Below are 16,453 nucleotides of genomic sequence, written 5' to 3'. Positions count from 1 at the left end.
AAACCATGTCTCGCATCGGTCGACTCCCTGTCACCGTGCCTTCGGGCGTCGAGGTGACCATCGACGGTCAGGACGTGCACGTCAAGGGCCCCAAGGGCTCCCTGTCGCACACCGTGGCCACGCCGATCGTCGTCGCTCGCGACGACGACGGCACGATCAACGTCACGCGCCCGGACGACGAGCGCCGCAACCGCTCGCTGCACGGCCTGACCCGCACGCTCATCGCCAACATGGTCGAGGGCGTCACGAACGGCTACGAGAAGAAGCTCGAGATCGTCGGCACCGGCTACCGCGTGGTGGCCAAGGGCTCCGACCTCGAGTTCGCGCTCGGCTACAGCCACTCCATCACGGTGAAGGCCCCCGCGGGGATCAGCTTCACCACCGACGGCCCGCTGCGCCTCAGCGTCCAGGGCATCGACAAGCAGCAGGTCGGCGAGGTCGCCGCCAACATCCGCAAGCTGCGCAAGCCTGACCCGTACAAGGGCAAGGGCGTGCGGTACGCCGGCGAGCACATCCGCCGCAAGGTCGGAAAGGCTGGGAAGTAAGTCATGGCAGTGACCGTCAAGCGGGCCAAGGGCAAGGTGGCCGCACGTGGCCGTCGTCACCTGCGGGTCCGCAAGAAGATCTCCGGCACGGCAGCGCGTCCTCGCCTGGTCGTCTCCCGCTCCACCCGGCACGTCTTCGTGCAGGTGGTCGACGACACCCAGGGCGTGACCCTGGCGTCGGCGTCCACCATGGAGCCGGACGTGCGCGCCCTGGACGGCGACAAGACCGCGAAGGCCCGCAAGGTCGGCGAGCTGCTGGCCGACCGTGCGAAGAGCGCGGGTGTCGAGTCCGTCGTGTTCGACCGCGCCGGCAACAAGTACCACGGCCGGGTCGCGGCGATCGCCGACGGCGCCCGCGAGGGGGGCCTGGCGCTGTGATGCCGACCAACGCCCTCGAGGCCAACTCCGTAGTCGCAGAGAAGAGGAACGTCTGATGCCTGGACCCCAGCGCCGTGGAACCGGTGCCGGTGCCGGTGCCGGTGGCAACGAGCGTCGTGACCGTCGTGACGGTGGCGGCCGCGGTGGTCGCGACTCCGGCGAGAAGAACGTCTACGTCGAGCGCGTCGTGACGATCAACCGCGTGGCCAAGGTCGTCAAGGGTGGCCGCCGCTTCAGCTTCACCGCGCTGGTCGTGGTGGGCGACGGCGACGGCACCGTGGGCGTCGGCTACGGCAAGGCCAAGGAGGTGCCCGCCGCGATCGCGAAGGGCGTTGAGGAAGCCAAGAAGGCGTTCTTCAAGGTCCCCCGCATCCAGGGCACCATCCCGCACCCCATCACGGGTGAGGCCTCGGCCGGTGTCGTCCTGCTCCGTCCGGCGGCCCCGGGTACCGGTGTCATCGCCGGTGGTCCGGTGCGCGCCGTCCTGGAGTGCGCCGGCATCCACGACGTGCTCAGCAAGTCGCTCGGCTCGGACAACCCGATCAACATCGTCCACGCCACCGTGGCCGCGCTGAAGGGCCTTGAGCGCCCCGAGGCCGTGGCCGCCCGCCGTGGGCTGCCGCTCGAGCACGTGGCCCCCGCCGCGATGCTGCGGGCCCGGGCCGCTGGGATGGGTGCCTGATGGCCCGCCTCAAGGTGACCCAGACCCGGTCCACGATCGGTGGCAAGCAGAACCAGAGAGAGACCCTGCGCACGCTGGGTCTCAAGCGAATCGGCGACGTCGTCGTCAAGGAGGACCGTCCCGAGATCCGCGGCATGATCGCCACGGTGGCTCATCTCGTGACGTACCAGGAGGTCGACTGACATGGCCAAGGACACCACGCTGAAGGTGCACCACCTTCGCCCGGCACCGGGGGCCAAGACGGCCAAGACCCGGGTCGGTCGCGGTGAGGGCAGCAAGGGCAAGACCGCGGGTCGCGGTACCAAGGGCACGAAGGCGCGCTACCAGGTGCCGGCGACGTTCGAGGGTGGCCAGACGCCGCTGCACATGCGGCTGCCGAAGCTGCGCGGCTTCAAGAACCCGTTCCGGGTGGAGTACCAGGTGGTCAACCTCGACCGTCTCGGTGAGCTCTACGCGGACGGCGGCGACGTGACCGTCGACGACCTGGTGGCCAAGGGGGCGGTCCGCAAGGGCGAGCCCGTGAAGGTCCTGGGTACCGGCGACATCTCGGTCGCGGTCAACGTCACCGTGCACAAGTTCTCGGCGTCGGCGAAGGACAAGATCGCCGCGGCCGGGGGCAGCGCAACCGAGCTGTAGCCCGCTTCGAGCCCGAGACCCGGGCTCACGGCTGACACCCCGGACCCCGCCTCGCCGGGTTCCGGGGTGTTATCGTCCGCAGGTCCGTCGTGACGGGCCGTCAACGCCGCCACCGCGGTGGATTTGGAGGATTCGTGCTCACCGCGTTCGCACGGGCATTCCGCACGCCTGATCTGCGCAAGAAGATCTTCTTCACCATGGCGATCATGGCGCTGTTCCGGCTGGGCTCGCTGATCCCGACGCCGGGCATCTCCTACCCGGCCGTGCGCACCTGCATCGACCAGACCAAGGACAACTCGCTCCTGGGCCTGGTCAACATGTTCAGCGGCGGCGCACTGCTCCAGCTGTCCGTCTTCGCGCTCGGCATCATGCCGTACATCACCGCGAGCATCATCGTGCAGCTGCTCACCGTGGTCATCCCGCGGTTCGAGGCGCTGAAGAAGGAGGGTCAGCAGGGCACCGCCAAGCTGACCCAGTACACCCGCTACCTGACGATCGGCCTCGCGGTCCTGCAGTCCACGACGCTGGTGTCCGTCGCGCGCAACCCCGGGACGCTGTTCCCCGGCTGCGCCAACGACCTGGTGCCCAGCGACTCCTGGTCGACGATCATGATCATGGTGCTGACCATGACGGCCGGCACCGGCCTGATCATGTGGCTCGGCGAGCTCATCACCGACAAGGGCATCGGCAACGGCATGTCGCTGCTGATCTTCACCCAGATCGCCGCGAGCTTCCCGACCGCCCTGTGGGCCATCAAGGCCGCCAAGGGCTGGAGCGTCTTCTTCCTGGTCATCGCGATCGGGCTGGTGATCGTCGGCGCCGTCGTGTTCGTCGAGCAGTCCCAGCGCCGCGTCCCCGTGCAGTACGCCAAGCGGATGATCGGCCGCCGCCAGTACGGCGGCACCAGCACGTACATCCCGATCAAGGTGAACCAGGCCGGCGTCATCCCGGTCATCTTCGCCTCGTCGCTGCTGTACCTGCCGGCCCTGATCGCCCAGTTCCAGCACGACAAGACCTCGGACTGGGTCGTCTGGATCAACCGCTACTTCGTGCGCGGCGACCACCCGCTGTACATGCTCGTGTACTTCGTCCTGATCATCTTCTTCACGTACTTCTACGTGGCGATCACCTTCAACCCGGACGAGATCGCCGACAACATGAAGAAGTACGGCGGCTTCATCCCGGGCATCCGGGCCGGTCGGCCGACCGCCGAGTACCTGGACTACATCCTCAGCCGGATCACCCTTCCCGGCGCCCTCTACCTCGGCGTGCTGTCGATGATCCCCCTCATCGCCCTCGCCCTGGTGGGTGCGAGTAGCAACTTCCCGTTCGGCGGCACCTCGATCCTGATCATCGTGGGCGTCGGACTGGAGACCGTGAAGCAGATCGAGTCCCAGCTCCAGCAGCGGCACTACGAAGGGTTCCTGCGCTGATGCGTCTCGTCATCCTCGGACCGCCCGGTGCCGGCAAGGGCACGCAGGCAGCCCGGCTGGCCGCGCACTACGGCATCCCGGCGGTCTCGACCGGCGACATCTTCCGCGCCAACATCTCCGAGGGCACGCCGCTCGGCGTGCAGGTGAAGGAGATCCTGGACAGCGGCGGGTACGTCTCCGACGAGATCACCAACGCCATGGTGCGCGACCGCCTCGCGCAGGACGACGCCGAGCCCGGCTTCCTGCTGGACGGCTACCCCCGCACCAAGGCCCAGGTCGAGGAGCTCGACGCGATGCTGGCCGAGCAGGGCCACGCGCTGGACGTCGTCGCCGAGCTCACGGTGGACCGTGACGAGATCGTGGGCCGCCTGCTCAAGCGGGCCGCCACCGACGGTCGCACGGACGACACCGAGGACGTCATCCGCAAGCGGCAGCAGATCTACGCCGACGAGACCGCCCCGCTGGTCGAGATCTACCGCGAGCGGGCGCTGCTGGTGGCCGTGGACGGTCTCGGTGAGGTCGCGGACGTGACCGACCGGCTCGTCGCCGCCATCGACGCCCGTCACTGAGGGCACGCCGTGATCGGCCGCGACCGCATCCAGTACAAGTCACCGGACCAGGTGCGCCTCATGCGCCGGGCGGGGGTGCTCGTCGGGCAGACCCTGCAGCGGCTGCGCGAGTCCGCCGTCGCCGGCGTCACCACCGGCGAGCTGAACGCCTTGGCCGAGCGCACGATCCGCGAGGCCGGTGCGACCCCCAGCTTCCTCGGCTACGGGCACCCGCCGTTCTCCGGCACGGTGTGCATCTCGGTGAACGACGAGATCGTGCACGGTGTGCCCGGCCAGCGCCGGCTCGCCGACGGTGACCTGGTCTCCATCGACTGCGGCGCCATCGTCGACGGCTGGCACGGCGACTCGGCGATCACCGTGGTGGTCGGCGACGAAGCGCAGGCCGACCCGGCGGACCTGGACCTGCTGCGGGTGACCGAGGAGTCGATGTGGCGGGGGATCGCGGCCCTGGCGGTGGGTGAGCGGCTGCACGCGGTCGGTGCCGCCGTCGAGGACACGGTGCTGGGTGCCGACGCGGGATACGGCATCGTCGAGGAGTACGTCGGCCACGGCATCGGCACCGAGATGCACCAGGACCCGCAGGTGCCGAACTACCGCGTGCGCGACAAGGGTGTGCGGGTCCGGTCGGGGCTGGTCGTCGCGATCGAGCCCATGCTGACCCGCGGGTCGGCCCAGACCCGCGTGCTGGCGGACGACTGGACGGTGGTGAGCCTGGACGGGTCGCGGGCGGCCCACTTCGAGCACACCGTGGCGGTCGGCGACGACGGCCTGTGGGTGCTGACGGCGTTGGACGGCGGCGCGCAGAGGCTCGCCGAGCTCGGTGCCGCATTCGCCCCCCTCGGCTAACGGTTGCGGCGACACCGACCGTGTAGCGTCGAGCCGCATGGGGAACATCGCCGTCTGCGCCTACCTGGCGGCCGCCGTGCTGCTGGTCCTGGCCGGCCTCCCCAAGCTGCGTGATCCACTGCCGCTCGTCCGGGCGGTCCGCTCCGTCGGACTGCCGGCCGGGCGCACGCCGGTCCGCGCCGCGGCCGCCGCGGAGGTGCTCGGGGGCGTCCTGGCCCTGGTGCGCCCCGGCCGGCTGACCGCCGTCCTGGTCGCGGTCGCCTACCTCGTGTTCACCGGTTTCGTCGCCCTGGCCCTGTCCCGCGGCGGGGTCCTCGGTTCCTGTGGCTGCTTCGGCCGCCCGGACACCCCACCCACCCGAGCGCATCTCGTGGTCACCGGCCTGCTGGCGGCGTCCGGCGTCGCGGTGGCGCTCGACCCGCCCGCGGGCACCTGGTGGGCGGCCGCGACGGACGACCCGGCGCTGGCCGTCGCCGTCCTCGGCTTCGCCGTCCTGCTCACCTGGCTGAGCTACCTGGTCATCGCCGTCCTGCCCACCGTCACCCCGAGCGCGGTGCGCTCGGCCACCGCCCCGCAGAGAGGTTGATCCGTGCTCGCTGTCGTCGTCGCCGAAGGTGCGGCCATCGCGCTGCTCGCCCTGCTCGTGGTCGGCCTGCTCCGCAGCCACGCGCTGATCCTGCGCGCGTTGCACGAGCTGGGTGCCGGCCTCGACCTCGAGAAGCCCGGCGCGACGGCGGGTGCGGCGGGGGAGGCCGCGCACCAGCACGGATCCGGCACCGGCCCGGTGGACGTCGACCTCGAGACCGGCATCATGCCGGCCACCCGCCCGGCCAGCGTCCGGGCGGCCGCGGTGATCGGGACGACGCTGGACGGCGACGAGGTGACCATCCCCGTCGCCGGTGGTGGGCGGCGCACCCTGCTGGCGTTCCTGTCGAGCGGGTGCTCGGTCTGCCAGACCTTCTGGGACGAGCTGTCCGTCGGAACGCCGGACGTCCCCGGCCAGGGCCGGCTCGTCGTCGTGACCAAGGGTCCTCAGGAGGAGAGCGTGTCGCGGCTGCGCGACCTGGCCCGGGACCGGCTCGAGGTCGTCCAGTCCGATGCGGTCTGGACCGACTACGGCGTGCCCGGCTCGCCGTACTTCGTGTACGTCGAGGACGGACTGATCACCGGCGAGGGCTCGTCGACCACCTGGGCCCAGGTGCGCGACCTGATGGGCCAGGCGGTCGCGGACACCGCGGACGCGCGTCGCCGCGCGGGCCGCACCGGACCGGGCCCGATCGGGCCCGGGGCCGGCGCAGGTGGGCTGGACCCGTTGCAGGACTACGCGGATCTGGCCCGGATCGACCGTGAGCTGCTGGGGGCCGGGATCCACCCGGGTCACCAGAGCATGTACGAGAACCCCGGTCCACCGGACGACGAGCCGGGTCAGCCATGACCCCCCAGCTCGTCGCCGTCGTCGTCGGGCTGCCGCTGGCCCTCGTGGCCGCGGTGCGCTCGACCTGGTCACCTTGAGGTGAGTCGATGCTGTCCAGCATCAGCCCGCTCGGTGAGCGGGCCCGTGGTGCCCGGTGGGGACTGACCGTCACCGCCTACCTCGTCGGGTCGTTGGTCGGCGGTGCGGTCGCCGGGACGCTGGCCGCTGCCCTGGGCAGCGCGCTGCCGGCGTCCTGGCGTGACTCGGTGGCCGCCGCGGTGCTCGTGGCGATCGGGGTGCTGGTCGGCCTGGCCCTGGATCTGCGGGCCCGCGGGCACGGCCTGCCGTCCTGGAAGCGCCAGGTCGACGAGGCGTGGCTGACCCGCTACCGCGGCTGGGTCTACGGCCTGGGCTTCGGTCTGCAGCTCGGTGCCGGGGTGATGACGATCGTCACCAGCTCGACGGTGTACGCGGTGCTGCTGCTGGCGGCGTGGTCGGGACAGCTGTGGGTGGGGCTCCTGCTCGGCCTGGTCTTCGGGGTGGCCCGCGGGTTGCCGATCCTGGCGCTGCACGGCGTGCACTCGCCCGGTGACCTGCACCGGTTCTTCGCCCGGCTCGACCGCTGGGCCCGACCGGTGGACCGGCTGGCGCGGGGCGCGCTGGTGCTGACCGCGACCGTCGTGGTCGCCTCGGGATGGAGCTGACGATGGCGTCCAGGTACGGGTTGACGGTGCCGGCCGAGCACGGCTGGGAGACACGGGTCTTCCGCCGCGAGCCGCTGGGCGCCGACGAGGTCACCCACCCGGTGCTGCACGCCTGCACCCGGCCGCTGCCCGCCGTCCGAGGGGACTTCGGTTCGGGGGTGATCGACCTGCTCGGCGCCGACGACGTCTTCGTCTCGCTGATCGACTACGGCACCGAGGTGGCCGACCAGGGCCTGTTCGCGCGGCAGGGCCGGCCGGCGCTGCGGCCGTCGCAGTTCGCCACGAACCGGTTGGCCCGGTCCTACCCCGGAGTCAGCGCGGCCCAGCACTTCTTCTCCGAGGGTGGTCGGGCGTTCTGCCTGTTCGTCGTCCTCGGGGCGCACTCGCGGCGGATGGCGACCGTGCCTCGGGCGCAGGCGATGGTGCGGTCGGTGCGGGTCGCCAGCAGGACCGAGATGCTGCGGACAGGAGCCCTGCCGTGACCACCCTGCAGGAGGCGACGACCGCCAGCAGCCCCACGATGCGACTGGTCGAGCGGGTCTCGAACCGGCTGGGCCGGTTCAGCCGCCGCGGCTTCCTCGTGCGGACGGCGGTGGTCGGGTCGGCGATCGTCGTCGACCCACGCAACTACGTGCTCACCCCGATGACCGCCTCCGCCGCCGTGGGGTGCGGCCCGGCCGCGTCGTGCGCGGCGGGTTACACGGTGATGTGCTGCACGATCAACAAGGGCGTCAACGCCTGCCCGCCCGGCACGTTCGCGGCCGGCTGGTGGAAGGCTGCCGACTCGTCGTGGTGCTGCGGCGGCTACCGCTACATCACCGACTGCAACGCGAGCTGCTCGAAGTGCACGTCGGGCTGCTCGGACGACAACATCTGCAGCTCCGGCTGCTGGAGCTGCAGCTGCAAGTGCGGCTCCAAGTCCACCTGCGACCAGCGTCGGGTGTGCTGCAACGCCTTCCGCTACGGGCAGTGCAACACGCACGTGAAGTGCAGTGGCGGGGTGGCCTGCCGGGTGGTGAGCTGCGTGGCGCCGTACAAGTGGGCGAACTGCACCACGACCTCGCTCAGCGACAACGCGACGGCGGAGCACAACGCGCCGTGCCTGCAGGGGTGCAGCCCGATCTCGCGCAAGTACGACGCGCTCGGGTCGCTGGGTTCGCCCCTGGGCGCGTCCACCGGACCTGACCGCGCGGTCGGCGACGGCATCGGCAAGTACGTGAACTACCAGCACGGAGCGATCAGCTGGCGGCCCGAGAACGGGGCGCACGCGGTCTTCGGCTACGCCTACACCGTGTGGGTCGCCCAGGGCCGCGAGCGGGGGAGCCTGGGCTACCCGCGCGGCGACAAGGTGGTGACGTCCGGCAAGTGGGTCCAGTACTTCGACAAGGGCGGGATCGCCGACACCGCCAGCTCGGCGACCGCCCTGGTGCTCGGCGTCGCGTACGGCCGCTGGCGCCAGCTGGGCGGCTACTCCGGGGTGCTCGGCTACCCGATCACGAACCGCGTCGTCAGCAGCGACCGGTGGATCCAGTACTTCGAGCACGGCGTGATCGCGGACACGACCAGCTCGGTGACCGCCTACCTCAGCGGCACCTCCTACACGGTCTGGAAGGCGCTGGGCGGCGAGAAGAGCGCCCTGGGGTTCCCGGTCAAGGACCGCGTGGTCAGCAGCGACCGGTGGATCCAGTACTTCGAGCGCGGCGTGATCGCGGACACCACGAGCACGACCACGCAGTCCGTGACCGGCGCGGTCTTCACCCGCTGGAAGCAGGACGGCGCGGAGACGGGCCGGTGGGGATACCCCGTGGGACCGGCGACCGCGGTGGACGGCGGCGGGACGCAGCAAGCCTTCGAGGGGGGCGTGCTGACCGTCTGAGCACGGTCGCATTTGGGGTCTGAGCACGATCTGGCGTATTCTGCTGTGTCGGCTCACGAGCACCCTCGTCCTCGCCCCGTCCCGCGGCTGGTTCTGGCGGCATGAGGACGCTGTCACGCGTGCGCTGCAGCACCACCACCTGGGGGTTCGTCCGCGTGCGGGCGGCCCACGACACAACGGATTGCGGAGGACATGGCGAAGAAGGACGGTGTCATCGAGATCGAAGGCACGATCGTCGAGGCTCTGCCGAACGCGATGTTCCGCGTCGAGCTGAGCAACGGCCACAAGGTGCTGGCGCACATCTCAGGAAAGATGCGTCAGCACTACATCCGGATCCTCCCCGAGGACCGCGTGGTCGTCGAGCTCAGCCCGTACGACCTCACCCGTGGCCGGATCGTCTTCCGGTACCGCTGAGGTCCGCAGTCCCGCACCACCAGCACCACCAGCACGACAGTCCGACTGACCACCACGAGCAGACAGCAGGGCGATGAAGGTCAAGCCGAGCGTCAAGAAGATCTGCGACAAGTGCAAGGTGATCCGCCGCAACGGCCGGGTCATGGTGATCTGCGAGAACCTGCGCCACAAGCAGCGCCAGGGCTGAGCAGCACCGCAGCACAGCAGGGCTTCACGACACAACGAAACGACAGCCGCAGCACCCGACCCTGACGCGAGAGCGTCGGACGCCACCCCCGGCCACGGAGGCCGGGGACCCCACCTCGAACGGTGGGGACCGGTGCTGCTCCAGACCTCCGTGACGACAGACCAGGAGACACCGCCAGATGGCACGTCTGATCGGCGTCGACCTCCCGCGCGACAAGCGCGTCGAGATCGCGCTCACCTACATCTTCGGCGTTGGGCGCACCCGCGCCCAGCAGACGCTCGTGGCGACCGGGGTCAGCCCGGACGTGCGCGTGCGCGACCTGACCGACGAAGACCTCGTCAAGCTGCGTGACCACCTCGAGGCGAGCTTCAAGCTCGAGGGCGACCTGCGTCGCGAGGTTGCTGCCGACATCCGCCGCAAGGTCGAGATCGGTAGCTACGAGGGGCTGCGGCACCGCCGTGGCCTGCCGGTGCGCGGACAGCGCACCAAGACCAACGCGCGCACCCGCAAGGGGCCCAAGCGCACGGTGGCCGGCAAGAAGAAGGCCGGCCGCAAGTAGCCAGCCCCCGCCGTGTGCTGACGCGCACGGGTCCCGTACCTCGAACGTAGGAGTAACCAGCAGATGCCTCCCAAGGGCCGTACCGCTGCGGGCGCCAAGAAGGTGCGCCGCAAGGAGAAGAAGAACATCGCCCACGGGCACGCTCACATCAAGAGCACCTTCAACAACACGATCGTGTCGATCACCGACCCGACCGGAGCCGTCATCGCCTGGGCCTCGGCCGGCCAGGTGGGCTTCAAGGGCTCGCGCAAGTCCACCCCGTTCGCCGCGCAGATGGCCGCCGAAGCCGCTGCTCGTCGCGCGATGGAGCACGGCATGCGCAAGGTCGACGTGTTCGTGAAGGGCCCGGGTTCCGGTCGCGAGACCGCGATCCGCTCGTTGACCGCGACCGGCCTCGAGGTCGGCTCGATCCAGGACGTGACCCCGGTGCCGCACAACGGTGTCCGTCCTCCCAAGCGCCGCCGCGTCTGAGCTGCGCCACCTGACCCACTAGCGCCTTCACCAAGGAGAACCAGCCACATGGCGCGTTACACCGGCGCAGACTGCAAGCGCTGCCGTCGCGAGAAGACCAAGCTCTTCCTCAAGGGCTCCAAGTGCGATGGGCCGAAGTGCCCCATCGAGATCCGTCCGTACCCCCCGGGTATGCACGGTCGTGCCCGGACCAAGGAGTCCGAGTACCTGCTCCAGATGCGCGAGAAGCAGAAGGCTGCGCGCATGTACGGCGTCCTCGAGAAGCAGTTCCGCGGCTACTACGAGGAGGCGCACCGTTCCACCGGCAAGACCGGCGAGAACCTGCTGCGCATCCTCGAGACCCGGCTGGACAACGTCGTGTACCGGGCTGGCTTCGCCAAGTCCCGTGACATGGCGCGCCAGCTGGTCCGCCACGGCCACCTGCTCGTGAACGGCGTCAAGGTCGACATCCCGTCGTACCGGGTCCGCGAGAAGGACATCATCGAGGTCCGCCAGCGCTCGCACGAGATGACGCCGTTCGTCGTCGCTCGCGCCGAGGCCGGCGAGCGCACCGTGCCCGCGTGGCTCGAGGCGATTCCGACCCAGATGCGCATCCTCGTTCACTCGCTCCCGGCCCGGCAGGTCATCGACACGCCCGTCCAGGAGCAGCTGATCGTCGAGCTGTACTCGAAGAACTGAACCACTGACGGACGTCGGTCCGCGCGCACCTGCGGCGCGGACCGGCGTCCGGCACACCCGGCACGGCGGACAGAGTCCGTGCGGGGATTCGCGAGGTGTCATATGGCGGACACCCGTGGGAAGGAAGAACACCAGTGCTGATCGCACAGCGTCCCCAGCTCACCGAGGACAGCGTCGACGACGCCCGCTCGCGGTTCGTCATCGAGCCGCTGGAGCCCGGTTTCGGCTACACCCTCGGCAACTCCCTCCGTCGCACGCTGCTGTCGTCCATCCCGGGCGCGGCCGTGACGAGCATCCGCATCGACGGCGTGCTGCACGAGTTCTCCACGATCCCTGGGATCAAGGAGGACGTCACTGAGCTCATCCTCAACGTGAAGGCGCTGGTCGTCTCCAGCGAGCACGACGAGCCCGTCGTCATGTACCTGCGCAAGCAGGGCCCCGGCGCGGTCACCGCTGCTGACATCGCCCCGCCGGCCGGCGTCGAGATCCTCAACCCGGACCTGCACTTCGCCACGCTGAACGCGAAGGGCAAGCTCGAGATGGAGCTCACCGTCGAGCGTGGCCGCGGCTACGTCTCCGCCGCGCAGAACAAGTCCGGCGACGCCGAGATCGGCCGCATCCCGGTCGACTCGATCTACTCGCCGGTGCTCAAGGTGACCTACAAGGTCGAGGCCACCCGCGTCGAGCAGCGCACCGACTTCGACCGCCTCGTGGTCGACGTCGAGACCAAGTCCAGCATCTCCCCCCGCGACGCCATGGCCTCGGCCGGCAAGACGCTGGTCGAGCTGTTCGGCCTGGCCCGTGAGCTGAACGTCGAGGCCGAGGGCATCGACATGGGTCCGTCGCCGACGGACGCCGCGCTGGCTGCGGACCTCGCGCTGCCGATCGAGGAGCTCGACCTCACGGTCCGCTCCTACAACTGCCTCAAGCGCGAGGGCATCCACACCGTGGGTGAGCTCGTGGGTCGTAGCGAGGCGGACCTGCTCGACATCCGCAACTTCGGCGCCAAGTCGATCGACGAGGTCAAGGCCAAGCTCGTCGGCATGGGGCTGCAGCTCAAGGACAGCCCGCCCGGGTTCGACCCGGCCGCTGCTGTCGAGGCGTACGGCGCGGACGACGACGCGGCCTACGCCGAGGACGAGCAGTACTGAGCCGGACTGATCCGGACCTGACCCGAACCCCGTGACCGACCGGTAGGAGATCGACCACCATGCCCACGCCCACGAAGGGTCCGCGCCTCGGCGGCGGCCCGGCGCACGAGCGGCTCATCCTGGCCAACCTCGCCCAGGCGCTCTTCGAGCACGACCGCATCACGACCACCCAGGCCAAGGCGAAGCGGCTGCGTCCGCTCGCCGAGCGGCTGGTGACCTTCGCCAAGCGCGGTGACCTGCACGCCCGTCGCCGGGTGCTCGCGGTGATCAGCGACAAGAGCGTCGTGCACCGCCTGTTCACCGAGATCGCGCCCGACGTGGCCGACCGCCAGGGTGGCTACACCCGCATCACCAAGATCGCCCCGCGCAAGGGCGACAACGCGCCGATGGCCGTCATCGAGCTCGTCCGCGAGCCGCTGTCCGCCAAGCAGGCCACCGTGAAGGAGGCCGAGGGCGCGACGAAGCGGGCGGCCAAGAAGTCGGCGGCCAAGAAGTCCACGGCGAAGAAGGCGGCTCCGGCGGCAGAGGCCACCGAGGGTGCGGCCGAGGCGACCGAGGCGCCGTACGGCGAGGGCTCGCACGCCCCGCTGGCCGACGGCTCCGCGCCGGAAGGCTTCCCGATCAAGGGCAACGAGGACTCGAAGAAGTACCACACCGAAGAGTCCCCGTGGTTCGAGCAGACCGAGGCCGAGGTGTGGTTCGCCACCCAGGAGGCCGCCGAGGCCGCTGGCTTCGAGGCCCCGGGCTCCATGCCCGACGCCGAGGAGGCCGCTGAGGCCGAGACCGCTGAGGAGTCCGACAAGGACGCCTGAGCCCTCGCTGAGCTCGCACGAGAGCCCGTCACCCGACCTCGGGTGGCGGGCTCTCGCCGTCCCGCGCTGACCGCGCCCTGCGCCACCGAGGGTGGGTGGTGGCGGTCGGCGGATAGCCTTGCCGGCATGAGCGAGGCCGAGACCGTGCGCCTGCGGATCGACCTCGCGTACGACGGCACCAACTTCTCCGGGTGGGCGGCCCAGCCCGGGCGGCGCACGGTCGAGGACGAGCTGTCCCGGGCGCTCACCACCGTGCTGCGGGCGGACCAGCCGGTCCGGCTCACGGTGGCCGGTCGCACGGACGCCGGGGTGCACGCACGCGGCCAGGTCGCGCACGCGGACGTCGCCGTCGACGCGTGGGCCGCCCTGCCCGGCCGGTCCGACCGCACGCCCGAGGCGGCGTCTGTGACCCGGCTGGCCGGCGTCCTGCCGTCGGACGTCGTGGTGCGGGCGGTGCAGGTCGCCCCACCCGGCTTCGACGCGCGGTTCGCGGCGATGCGCCGGCGGTACCGCTACCGGATCTGCGACGGGCCGGCGCGGCTGGACCCGCTGCGCCGGGTCGACACGGTCGTGCTGAAGGAGCCGCTGGACGAGCAGGCCATGCACGACGCGTCCCAGCTGCTGCTCGGCCTGCAGGACTTCGCGGCGTTCTGCAAGCGGCGCGACGGCGCCACCACCGTCCGCACCCTGCTCGAGTACTCGTGGTGCCGCCAGGACGACGGGACGCTGGCCGCCCGGGTCGTCGCCGACGCGTTCTGCCACTCGATGGTGCGGTCCCTGGTCGGTGCCGTGGTGCCGGTCGGCCAGGGACGACGTCCGGTCGAGTGGCCCGCGCAGGTGCTGGCCGCCGGCGCCCGGGACGCGGCGGTCGCGGTGATGCCGCCCCACGGCCTGTCGCTGGAGGAGGTCGTCTACCCGCCGGACGACGAGCTCGCCGTCCGCGCGGAGCAGGCGCGCGCCGTCCGCACCCTCCCGTAACCCGCAGATGTCCCGCTATCCGGGCTCATTCGGCGCACATGACCCCGGATTTCCCGCTTTCTGGTTGACAGGGGGCCGGGGTGGTTGCATGGTTAGTTACGTGAGTAACCAACCAAGGAACCGGTGATGGTGTTCGAGGACCGGCCGCTGTTCGTGCAGATCACCGAGCAGATCGAGTCCGCGATCATCGACGGCAGCCTCGCCGAGGAGGACCAGGTCCCCTCGACGAACGAGCTCGCCGCCTTTCACCGCATCAACCCCGCCACGGCGCTCAAGGGCATCAACCGCCTGGTCGCCGACGGGGTCCTCTACAAGAGACGGGGTATCGGCATGTTCGTCAGCGCAGGGGCGCGCGACCTGCTGCGGCAGCGGCGGCGGGCGGACTTCGCGCGCCAGTACGTCGACCCGCTGGTCGCCGAGGCGCGCAGGCTCGGCCTGGGGCCGGACGAGATCAAGAGCCTGCTGGACGACGCGGTGGTGGGCTCATGAGCACCCAGCCGGTCGTACAGACCAGTGGCCTGACCCGCCGCTACCGCGAGGTCACAGCGGTCCAGGACGTCGACCTCGCCCTCGAGCCGGGACGCATCCACGGGCTGCTGGGTCGCAACGGCGCCGGGAAGACCACGCTCATGCAGCTGCTCACCGGCCAGGACCGGCCGACGTCGGGTCAGGTCCGGCTGTTCGGCGAGGACCCGTACGAGAACCCGGACGTCCTGGCCCGCACCTGCTTCGTGGCCGAGGGGCAGACCTACCCGGACGCGTACCGCGTCTGCCACGTGATTGCTGCGGCCCGGCTGCTGCACCCGCGCTGGGACGAGGCGTTCGCCCGCCACCTGCTCGCCGAGTACGACCTCCCGCTCGGACGCCGGGTCCGCAAGCTCTCCCGCGGGATGCGCTCGGCGCTGGGGGTGGTCGTCGGACTGGCCTCGCGGGCCGAGCTGACCCTGTTCGACGAGCCCTACCTCGGGCTGGACGCGGTGGCCCGCCAGCTCTTCTACGACCGGCTGCTGGGCGACTTCGCCGAGCACCCGCGCACCGTGGTGCTGTCCACCCACCTGATCGACGAGGTGGCCGACCTGCTCGAGCACGTCGTGCTGGTCGACCACGGCCAGGTGCTGGTCGACGCGGACGCCGACGAGCTGCGCGCCGGGGCGGTCGTCATCAGCGGGCCGTCCGCCGTGGTCGCCGAGGTCGTCAACGGACGCCGGGTGCTGCACTGCGAGCAGATGGCCGGTCTCGCCCGGGTCACGGTCCGCACCCGGGCCGCGGACGACGTCCGGACGCAGGCGCGCACAGCGGGCCTGACCGTCGAGCCGCTGTCCTTGCAGCAGCTCGTCATCCGCACGACCCAGGCCGGCGGCTGCGCCAAGCCCGCCGGCAGCGAGCTGACGCCGTCCGCCCACCACGAGCAGGAGGTCTCCCGATGAGCCACGCCGTCACCGCAGCCCGGCTGCACCTGGTCACCTGGCGCTCCGCCGTCATCTGGCCCTGGGCCGTGCTGGCCTCCTCGTTCGTCATCAACTGGGTGATCCAGGCGCTGCTCGACCCCGGCAGCCGGCAGCAGAGCGGCACCGGGGGGATCGCCTCGCTCTACTTCGTGGCGGCGTGGCTGGCCTACCAGGCAGTGAGCCAGGTCTTCCCGTTCGCGCTCGGCATGGGCGTCACCCGCAAGGCCTTCGCGGCCGGCACCGGCGCCCTGCTGGCCCTGCAGGCCGGGCTGTTCGCGGCCGCCCTGACGATCCTGCGGTACCTGGAGTCGGCCACCGGCGGCTTCGGGGTGGAGCTGAACTTCTTCCGCGTGCCGGGGCTGCGCCAGGACGACCCGGTGCTCCAGCTCCTGGTCTACGCGGCGCCGTTCCTGCTGCTCGGAACGCTGCTGATGGGAATGGCCGTCGTGCAGCACCGCTGGCGTCAGGGCGGGATGATCTGGCTGGCCATCGGGTCGGTCGTGGTGGTCGGCGGCCTGGTCGCCCTGATCACCTGGTTGGCGGCCTGGCACGACCTGTGGGACTGGTTCCAGGACACGTCCGCGCTGGTGACCCTGGTCCTGATCCCGGTGGCGCTCGCGGTCGCCCTGGCCGGCGCCGGGTACCGGCTGCTGCTGAACGCCACGCCGTAGC

General features: G+C 70.8%; 24 protein-coding genes. All 24 read left to right on the top strand.

The genetic code is table 11. The annotated features are described in order from the left end of the window. The first annotated feature begins 5 nt into the window (after positions 1-5). The 24 genes from rplF to ABEB17_RS04450 all read left to right on the top strand — a co-directional run bounded on the left by rplF (position 6) and on the right by ABEB17_RS04450 (position 16,452). The gene (gene rplF, locus ABEB17_RS04565; protein WP_345715405.1) at positions 6-545 is read left to right on the top strand and encodes a 50S ribosomal protein L6; all 540 of its coding nucleotides are present in this window, start codon (positions 6-8) and stop codon (positions 543-545) included. 3 nt (positions 546-548) lie between these two features. Beyond that, on the top strand, positions 549-923 hold the full coding sequence (gene rplR, locus ABEB17_RS04560; protein ID WP_345715404.1) for a 50S ribosomal protein L18: 375 nt from the start codon (positions 549-551) through the stop codon (positions 921-923). 55 nt (positions 924-978) lie between these two features. Further along, entirely contained in the window at positions 979-1,605 is a 627-nt protein-coding gene (gene rpsE, locus ABEB17_RS04555; RefSeq protein WP_345715403.1) for a 30S ribosomal protein S5, read from the top strand. Continuing rightward, the gene (rpmD, locus tag ABEB17_RS04550) at positions 1,605-1,787 is read left to right on the top strand and encodes a 50S ribosomal protein L30 (RefSeq protein WP_345715402.1); all 183 of its coding nucleotides are present in this window, start codon (positions 1,605-1,607) and stop codon (positions 1,785-1,787) included. The genes rpsE and rpmD overlap by 1 nt, the downstream gene beginning before the upstream one ends. 1 nt (position 1,788) lies before the next feature. Next, positions 1,789-2,241, top strand: coding sequence for a 50S ribosomal protein L15 (rplO, locus tag ABEB17_RS04545; protein WP_345715401.1), 453 nt, complete (start codon positions 1,789-1,791; stop codon positions 2,239-2,241). 134 nt (positions 2,242-2,375) lie between these two features. After that, positions 2,376-3,674, top strand: a complete 1,299-nt coding sequence (gene secY / locus ABEB17_RS04540) for a preprotein translocase subunit SecY (RefSeq protein WP_345715400.1) — start codon at positions 2,376-2,378, stop codon at positions 3,672-3,674. Then, positions 3,674-4,243: an adenylate kinase gene (locus tag ABEB17_RS04535; RefSeq protein WP_345715399.1), complete on the top strand. Its 570-nt coding sequence runs from the start codon at positions 3,674-3,676 to the stop codon at positions 4,241-4,243. The genes secY and ABEB17_RS04535 overlap by 1 nt, the downstream gene beginning before the upstream one ends. A gap of 9 nt (positions 4,244-4,252) precedes the next feature. Further along, a complete protein-coding gene (gene map / locus ABEB17_RS04530; RefSeq protein WP_345715398.1) occupies positions 4,253-5,089 on the top strand; it encodes a type I methionyl aminopeptidase in 837 nt (278 codons plus the stop codon). A gap of 37 nt (positions 5,090-5,126) precedes the next feature. Beyond that, complete coding sequence (locus ABEB17_RS04525; RefSeq protein WP_345715397.1) at positions 5,127-5,675, top strand: MauE/DoxX family redox-associated membrane protein; 549 nt, start codon at positions 5,127-5,129, stop codon at positions 5,673-5,675. Positions 5,676-5,678: 3 nt separating this feature from the next. After that, entirely contained in the window at positions 5,679-6,524 is an 846-nt protein-coding gene (locus tag ABEB17_RS04520) for a thioredoxin domain-containing protein (protein WP_345715395.1), read from the top strand. Between the two features lie 86 nt (positions 6,525-6,610). Further along, the gene (locus ABEB17_RS04515; RefSeq protein WP_345715393.1) at positions 6,611-7,207 is read left to right on the top strand and encodes an urease accessory protein UreH domain-containing protein; all 597 of its coding nucleotides are present in this window, start codon (positions 6,611-6,613) and stop codon (positions 7,205-7,207) included. Between the two features lie 2 nt (positions 7,208-7,209). After that, positions 7,210-7,689, top strand: a complete 480-nt coding sequence (locus ABEB17_RS04510; RefSeq protein WP_345715391.1) for a hypothetical protein — start codon at positions 7,210-7,212, stop codon at positions 7,687-7,689. Beyond that, complete coding sequence (locus ABEB17_RS04505) at positions 7,686-9,083, top strand: LGFP repeat-containing protein (protein WP_345715389.1); 1,398 nt, start codon at positions 7,686-7,688, stop codon at positions 9,081-9,083. The genes ABEB17_RS04510 and ABEB17_RS04505 overlap by 4 nt, the downstream gene beginning before the upstream one ends. A gap of 192 nt (positions 9,084-9,275) precedes the next feature. Continuing rightward, complete coding sequence (gene infA, locus ABEB17_RS04500) at positions 9,276-9,497, top strand: translation initiation factor IF-1 (protein ID WP_013493543.1); 222 nt, start codon at positions 9,276-9,278, stop codon at positions 9,495-9,497. A gap of 73 nt (positions 9,498-9,570) precedes the next feature. Continuing rightward, positions 9,571-9,684 (top strand): 50S ribosomal protein L36, encoded by a 114-nt coding sequence (gene rpmJ, locus ABEB17_RS04495; protein ID WP_034266058.1) that lies wholly within the window; start codon positions 9,571-9,573, stop codon positions 9,682-9,684. A gap of 178 nt (positions 9,685-9,862) precedes the next feature. Further along, a complete protein-coding gene (gene rpsM, locus ABEB17_RS04490; RefSeq protein WP_345715386.1) occupies positions 9,863-10,243 on the top strand; it encodes a 30S ribosomal protein S13 in 381 nt (126 codons plus the stop codon). Between the two features lie 63 nt (positions 10,244-10,306). After that, positions 10,307-10,714, top strand: a complete 408-nt coding sequence (gene rpsK, locus ABEB17_RS04485) for a 30S ribosomal protein S11 (RefSeq protein WP_345715384.1) — start codon at positions 10,307-10,309, stop codon at positions 10,712-10,714. Positions 10,715-10,762: 48 nt separating this feature from the next. Continuing rightward, entirely contained in the window at positions 10,763-11,392 is a 630-nt protein-coding gene (gene rpsD / locus ABEB17_RS04480) for a 30S ribosomal protein S4 (protein ID WP_345715383.1), read from the top strand. A gap of 134 nt (positions 11,393-11,526) precedes the next feature. After that, positions 11,527-12,543, top strand: a complete 1,017-nt coding sequence (locus ABEB17_RS04475) for a DNA-directed RNA polymerase subunit alpha (protein WP_345715382.1) — start codon at positions 11,527-11,529, stop codon at positions 12,541-12,543. A 59-nt stretch (positions 12,544-12,602) separates the two neighbouring features. Next, on the top strand, positions 12,603-13,355 hold the full coding sequence (gene rplQ / locus ABEB17_RS04470; RefSeq protein WP_345715381.1) for a 50S ribosomal protein L17, sunset domain variant: 753 nt from the start codon (positions 12,603-12,605) through the stop codon (positions 13,353-13,355). Positions 13,356-13,481: 126 nt separating this feature from the next. After that, positions 13,482-14,333, top strand: coding sequence for a tRNA pseudouridine(38-40) synthase TruA (gene truA, locus ABEB17_RS04465; RefSeq protein ID WP_345715379.1), 852 nt, complete (start codon positions 13,482-13,484; stop codon positions 14,331-14,333). A 126-nt stretch (positions 14,334-14,459) separates the two neighbouring features. Then, positions 14,460-14,822 carry a GntR family transcriptional regulator gene (locus tag ABEB17_RS04460; RefSeq protein ID WP_345715378.1) on the top strand — a complete coding sequence of 121 codons (363 nt, stop codon included), beginning with the start codon at positions 14,460-14,462 and terminating at the stop codon, positions 14,820-14,822. Beyond that, positions 14,819-15,760, top strand: coding sequence for an ABC transporter ATP-binding protein (locus ABEB17_RS04455; RefSeq protein ID WP_345715377.1), 942 nt, complete (start codon positions 14,819-14,821; stop codon positions 15,758-15,760). Before ABEB17_RS04460 ends, ABEB17_RS04455 begins: the two co-directional genes overlap by 4 nt. Next, a complete protein-coding gene (locus ABEB17_RS04450; RefSeq protein WP_345715376.1) occupies positions 15,757-16,452 on the top strand; it encodes a hypothetical protein in 696 nt (231 codons plus the stop codon). Before ABEB17_RS04455 ends, ABEB17_RS04450 begins: the two co-directional genes overlap by 4 nt. Position 16,453 lies beyond the last annotated feature (1 nt).

It is taken from the genome of Angustibacter luteus, assembly GCF_039541115.1.
GTDB classification, from domain to species: Bacteria; Actinomycetota; Actinomycetes; order Actinomycetales; family Angustibacteraceae; genus Angustibacter; species Angustibacter luteus.
Note: the sequence above shows the minus strand (reverse complement) of the source record. Positions and strands in the feature narration are given on the sequence as shown.

Excerpts from the sequence above, each read along its gene's own strand:
- rplF (WP_345715405.1), top strand. The coding sequence starts at position 6 with ATGTCTCGCATCGGTCGACTCCCTGTCACCGTGCCTTCGGGCGTCGAG.
- rplR (WP_345715404.1), top strand. The coding sequence starts at position 549 with ATGGCAGTGACCGTCAAGCGGGCCAAGGGCAAGGTGGCCGCACGTGGC.
- rpsE (WP_345715403.1), top strand. The coding sequence starts at position 979 with ATGCCTGGACCCCAGCGCCGTGGAACCGGTGCCGGTGCCGGTGCCGGT.
- rpmD (WP_345715402.1), top strand. The coding sequence starts at position 1,605 with ATGGCCCGCCTCAAGGTGACCCAGACCCGGTCCACGATCGGTGGCAAG.
- rplO (WP_345715401.1), top strand. The coding sequence starts at position 1,789 with ATGGCCAAGGACACCACGCTGAAGGTGCACCACCTTCGCCCGGCACCG.
- ABEB17_RS04535 (WP_345715399.1), top strand. The coding sequence starts at position 3,674 with ATGCGTCTCGTCATCCTCGGACCGCCCGGTGCCGGCAAGGGCACGCAG.
- ABEB17_RS04525 (WP_345715397.1), top strand. The coding sequence starts at position 5,127 with ATGGGGAACATCGCCGTCTGCGCCTACCTGGCGGCCGCCGTGCTGCTG.
- ABEB17_RS04515 (WP_345715393.1), top strand. The coding sequence starts at position 6,611 with ATGCTGTCCAGCATCAGCCCGCTCGGTGAGCGGGCCCGTGGTGCCCGG.
- ABEB17_RS04510 (WP_345715391.1), top strand. The coding sequence starts at position 7,210 with ATGGCGTCCAGGTACGGGTTGACGGTGCCGGCCGAGCACGGCTGGGAG.
- infA (WP_013493543.1), top strand. The coding sequence starts at position 9,276 with ATGGCGAAGAAGGACGGTGTCATCGAGATCGAAGGCACGATCGTCGAG.
- rpmJ (WP_034266058.1), top strand. The coding sequence starts at position 9,571 with ATGAAGGTCAAGCCGAGCGTCAAGAAGATCTGCGACAAGTGCAAGGTG.
- rpsM (WP_345715386.1), top strand. The coding sequence starts at position 9,863 with ATGGCACGTCTGATCGGCGTCGACCTCCCGCGCGACAAGCGCGTCGAG.
- rpsK (WP_345715384.1), top strand. The coding sequence starts at position 10,307 with ATGCCTCCCAAGGGCCGTACCGCTGCGGGCGCCAAGAAGGTGCGCCGC.
- rpsD (WP_345715383.1), top strand. The coding sequence starts at position 10,763 with ATGGCGCGTTACACCGGCGCAGACTGCAAGCGCTGCCGTCGCGAGAAG.
- rplQ (WP_345715381.1), top strand. The coding sequence starts at position 12,603 with ATGCCCACGCCCACGAAGGGTCCGCGCCTCGGCGGCGGCCCGGCGCAC.
- truA (WP_345715379.1), top strand. The coding sequence starts at position 13,482 with ATGAGCGAGGCCGAGACCGTGCGCCTGCGGATCGACCTCGCGTACGAC.
- ABEB17_RS04460 (WP_345715378.1), top strand. The coding sequence starts at position 14,460 with ATGGTGTTCGAGGACCGGCCGCTGTTCGTGCAGATCACCGAGCAGATC.
- ABEB17_RS04455 (WP_345715377.1), top strand. The coding sequence starts at position 14,819 with ATGAGCACCCAGCCGGTCGTACAGACCAGTGGCCTGACCCGCCGCTAC.
- ABEB17_RS04450 (WP_345715376.1), top strand. The coding sequence starts at position 15,757 with ATGAGCCACGCCGTCACCGCAGCCCGGCTGCACCTGGTCACCTGGCGC.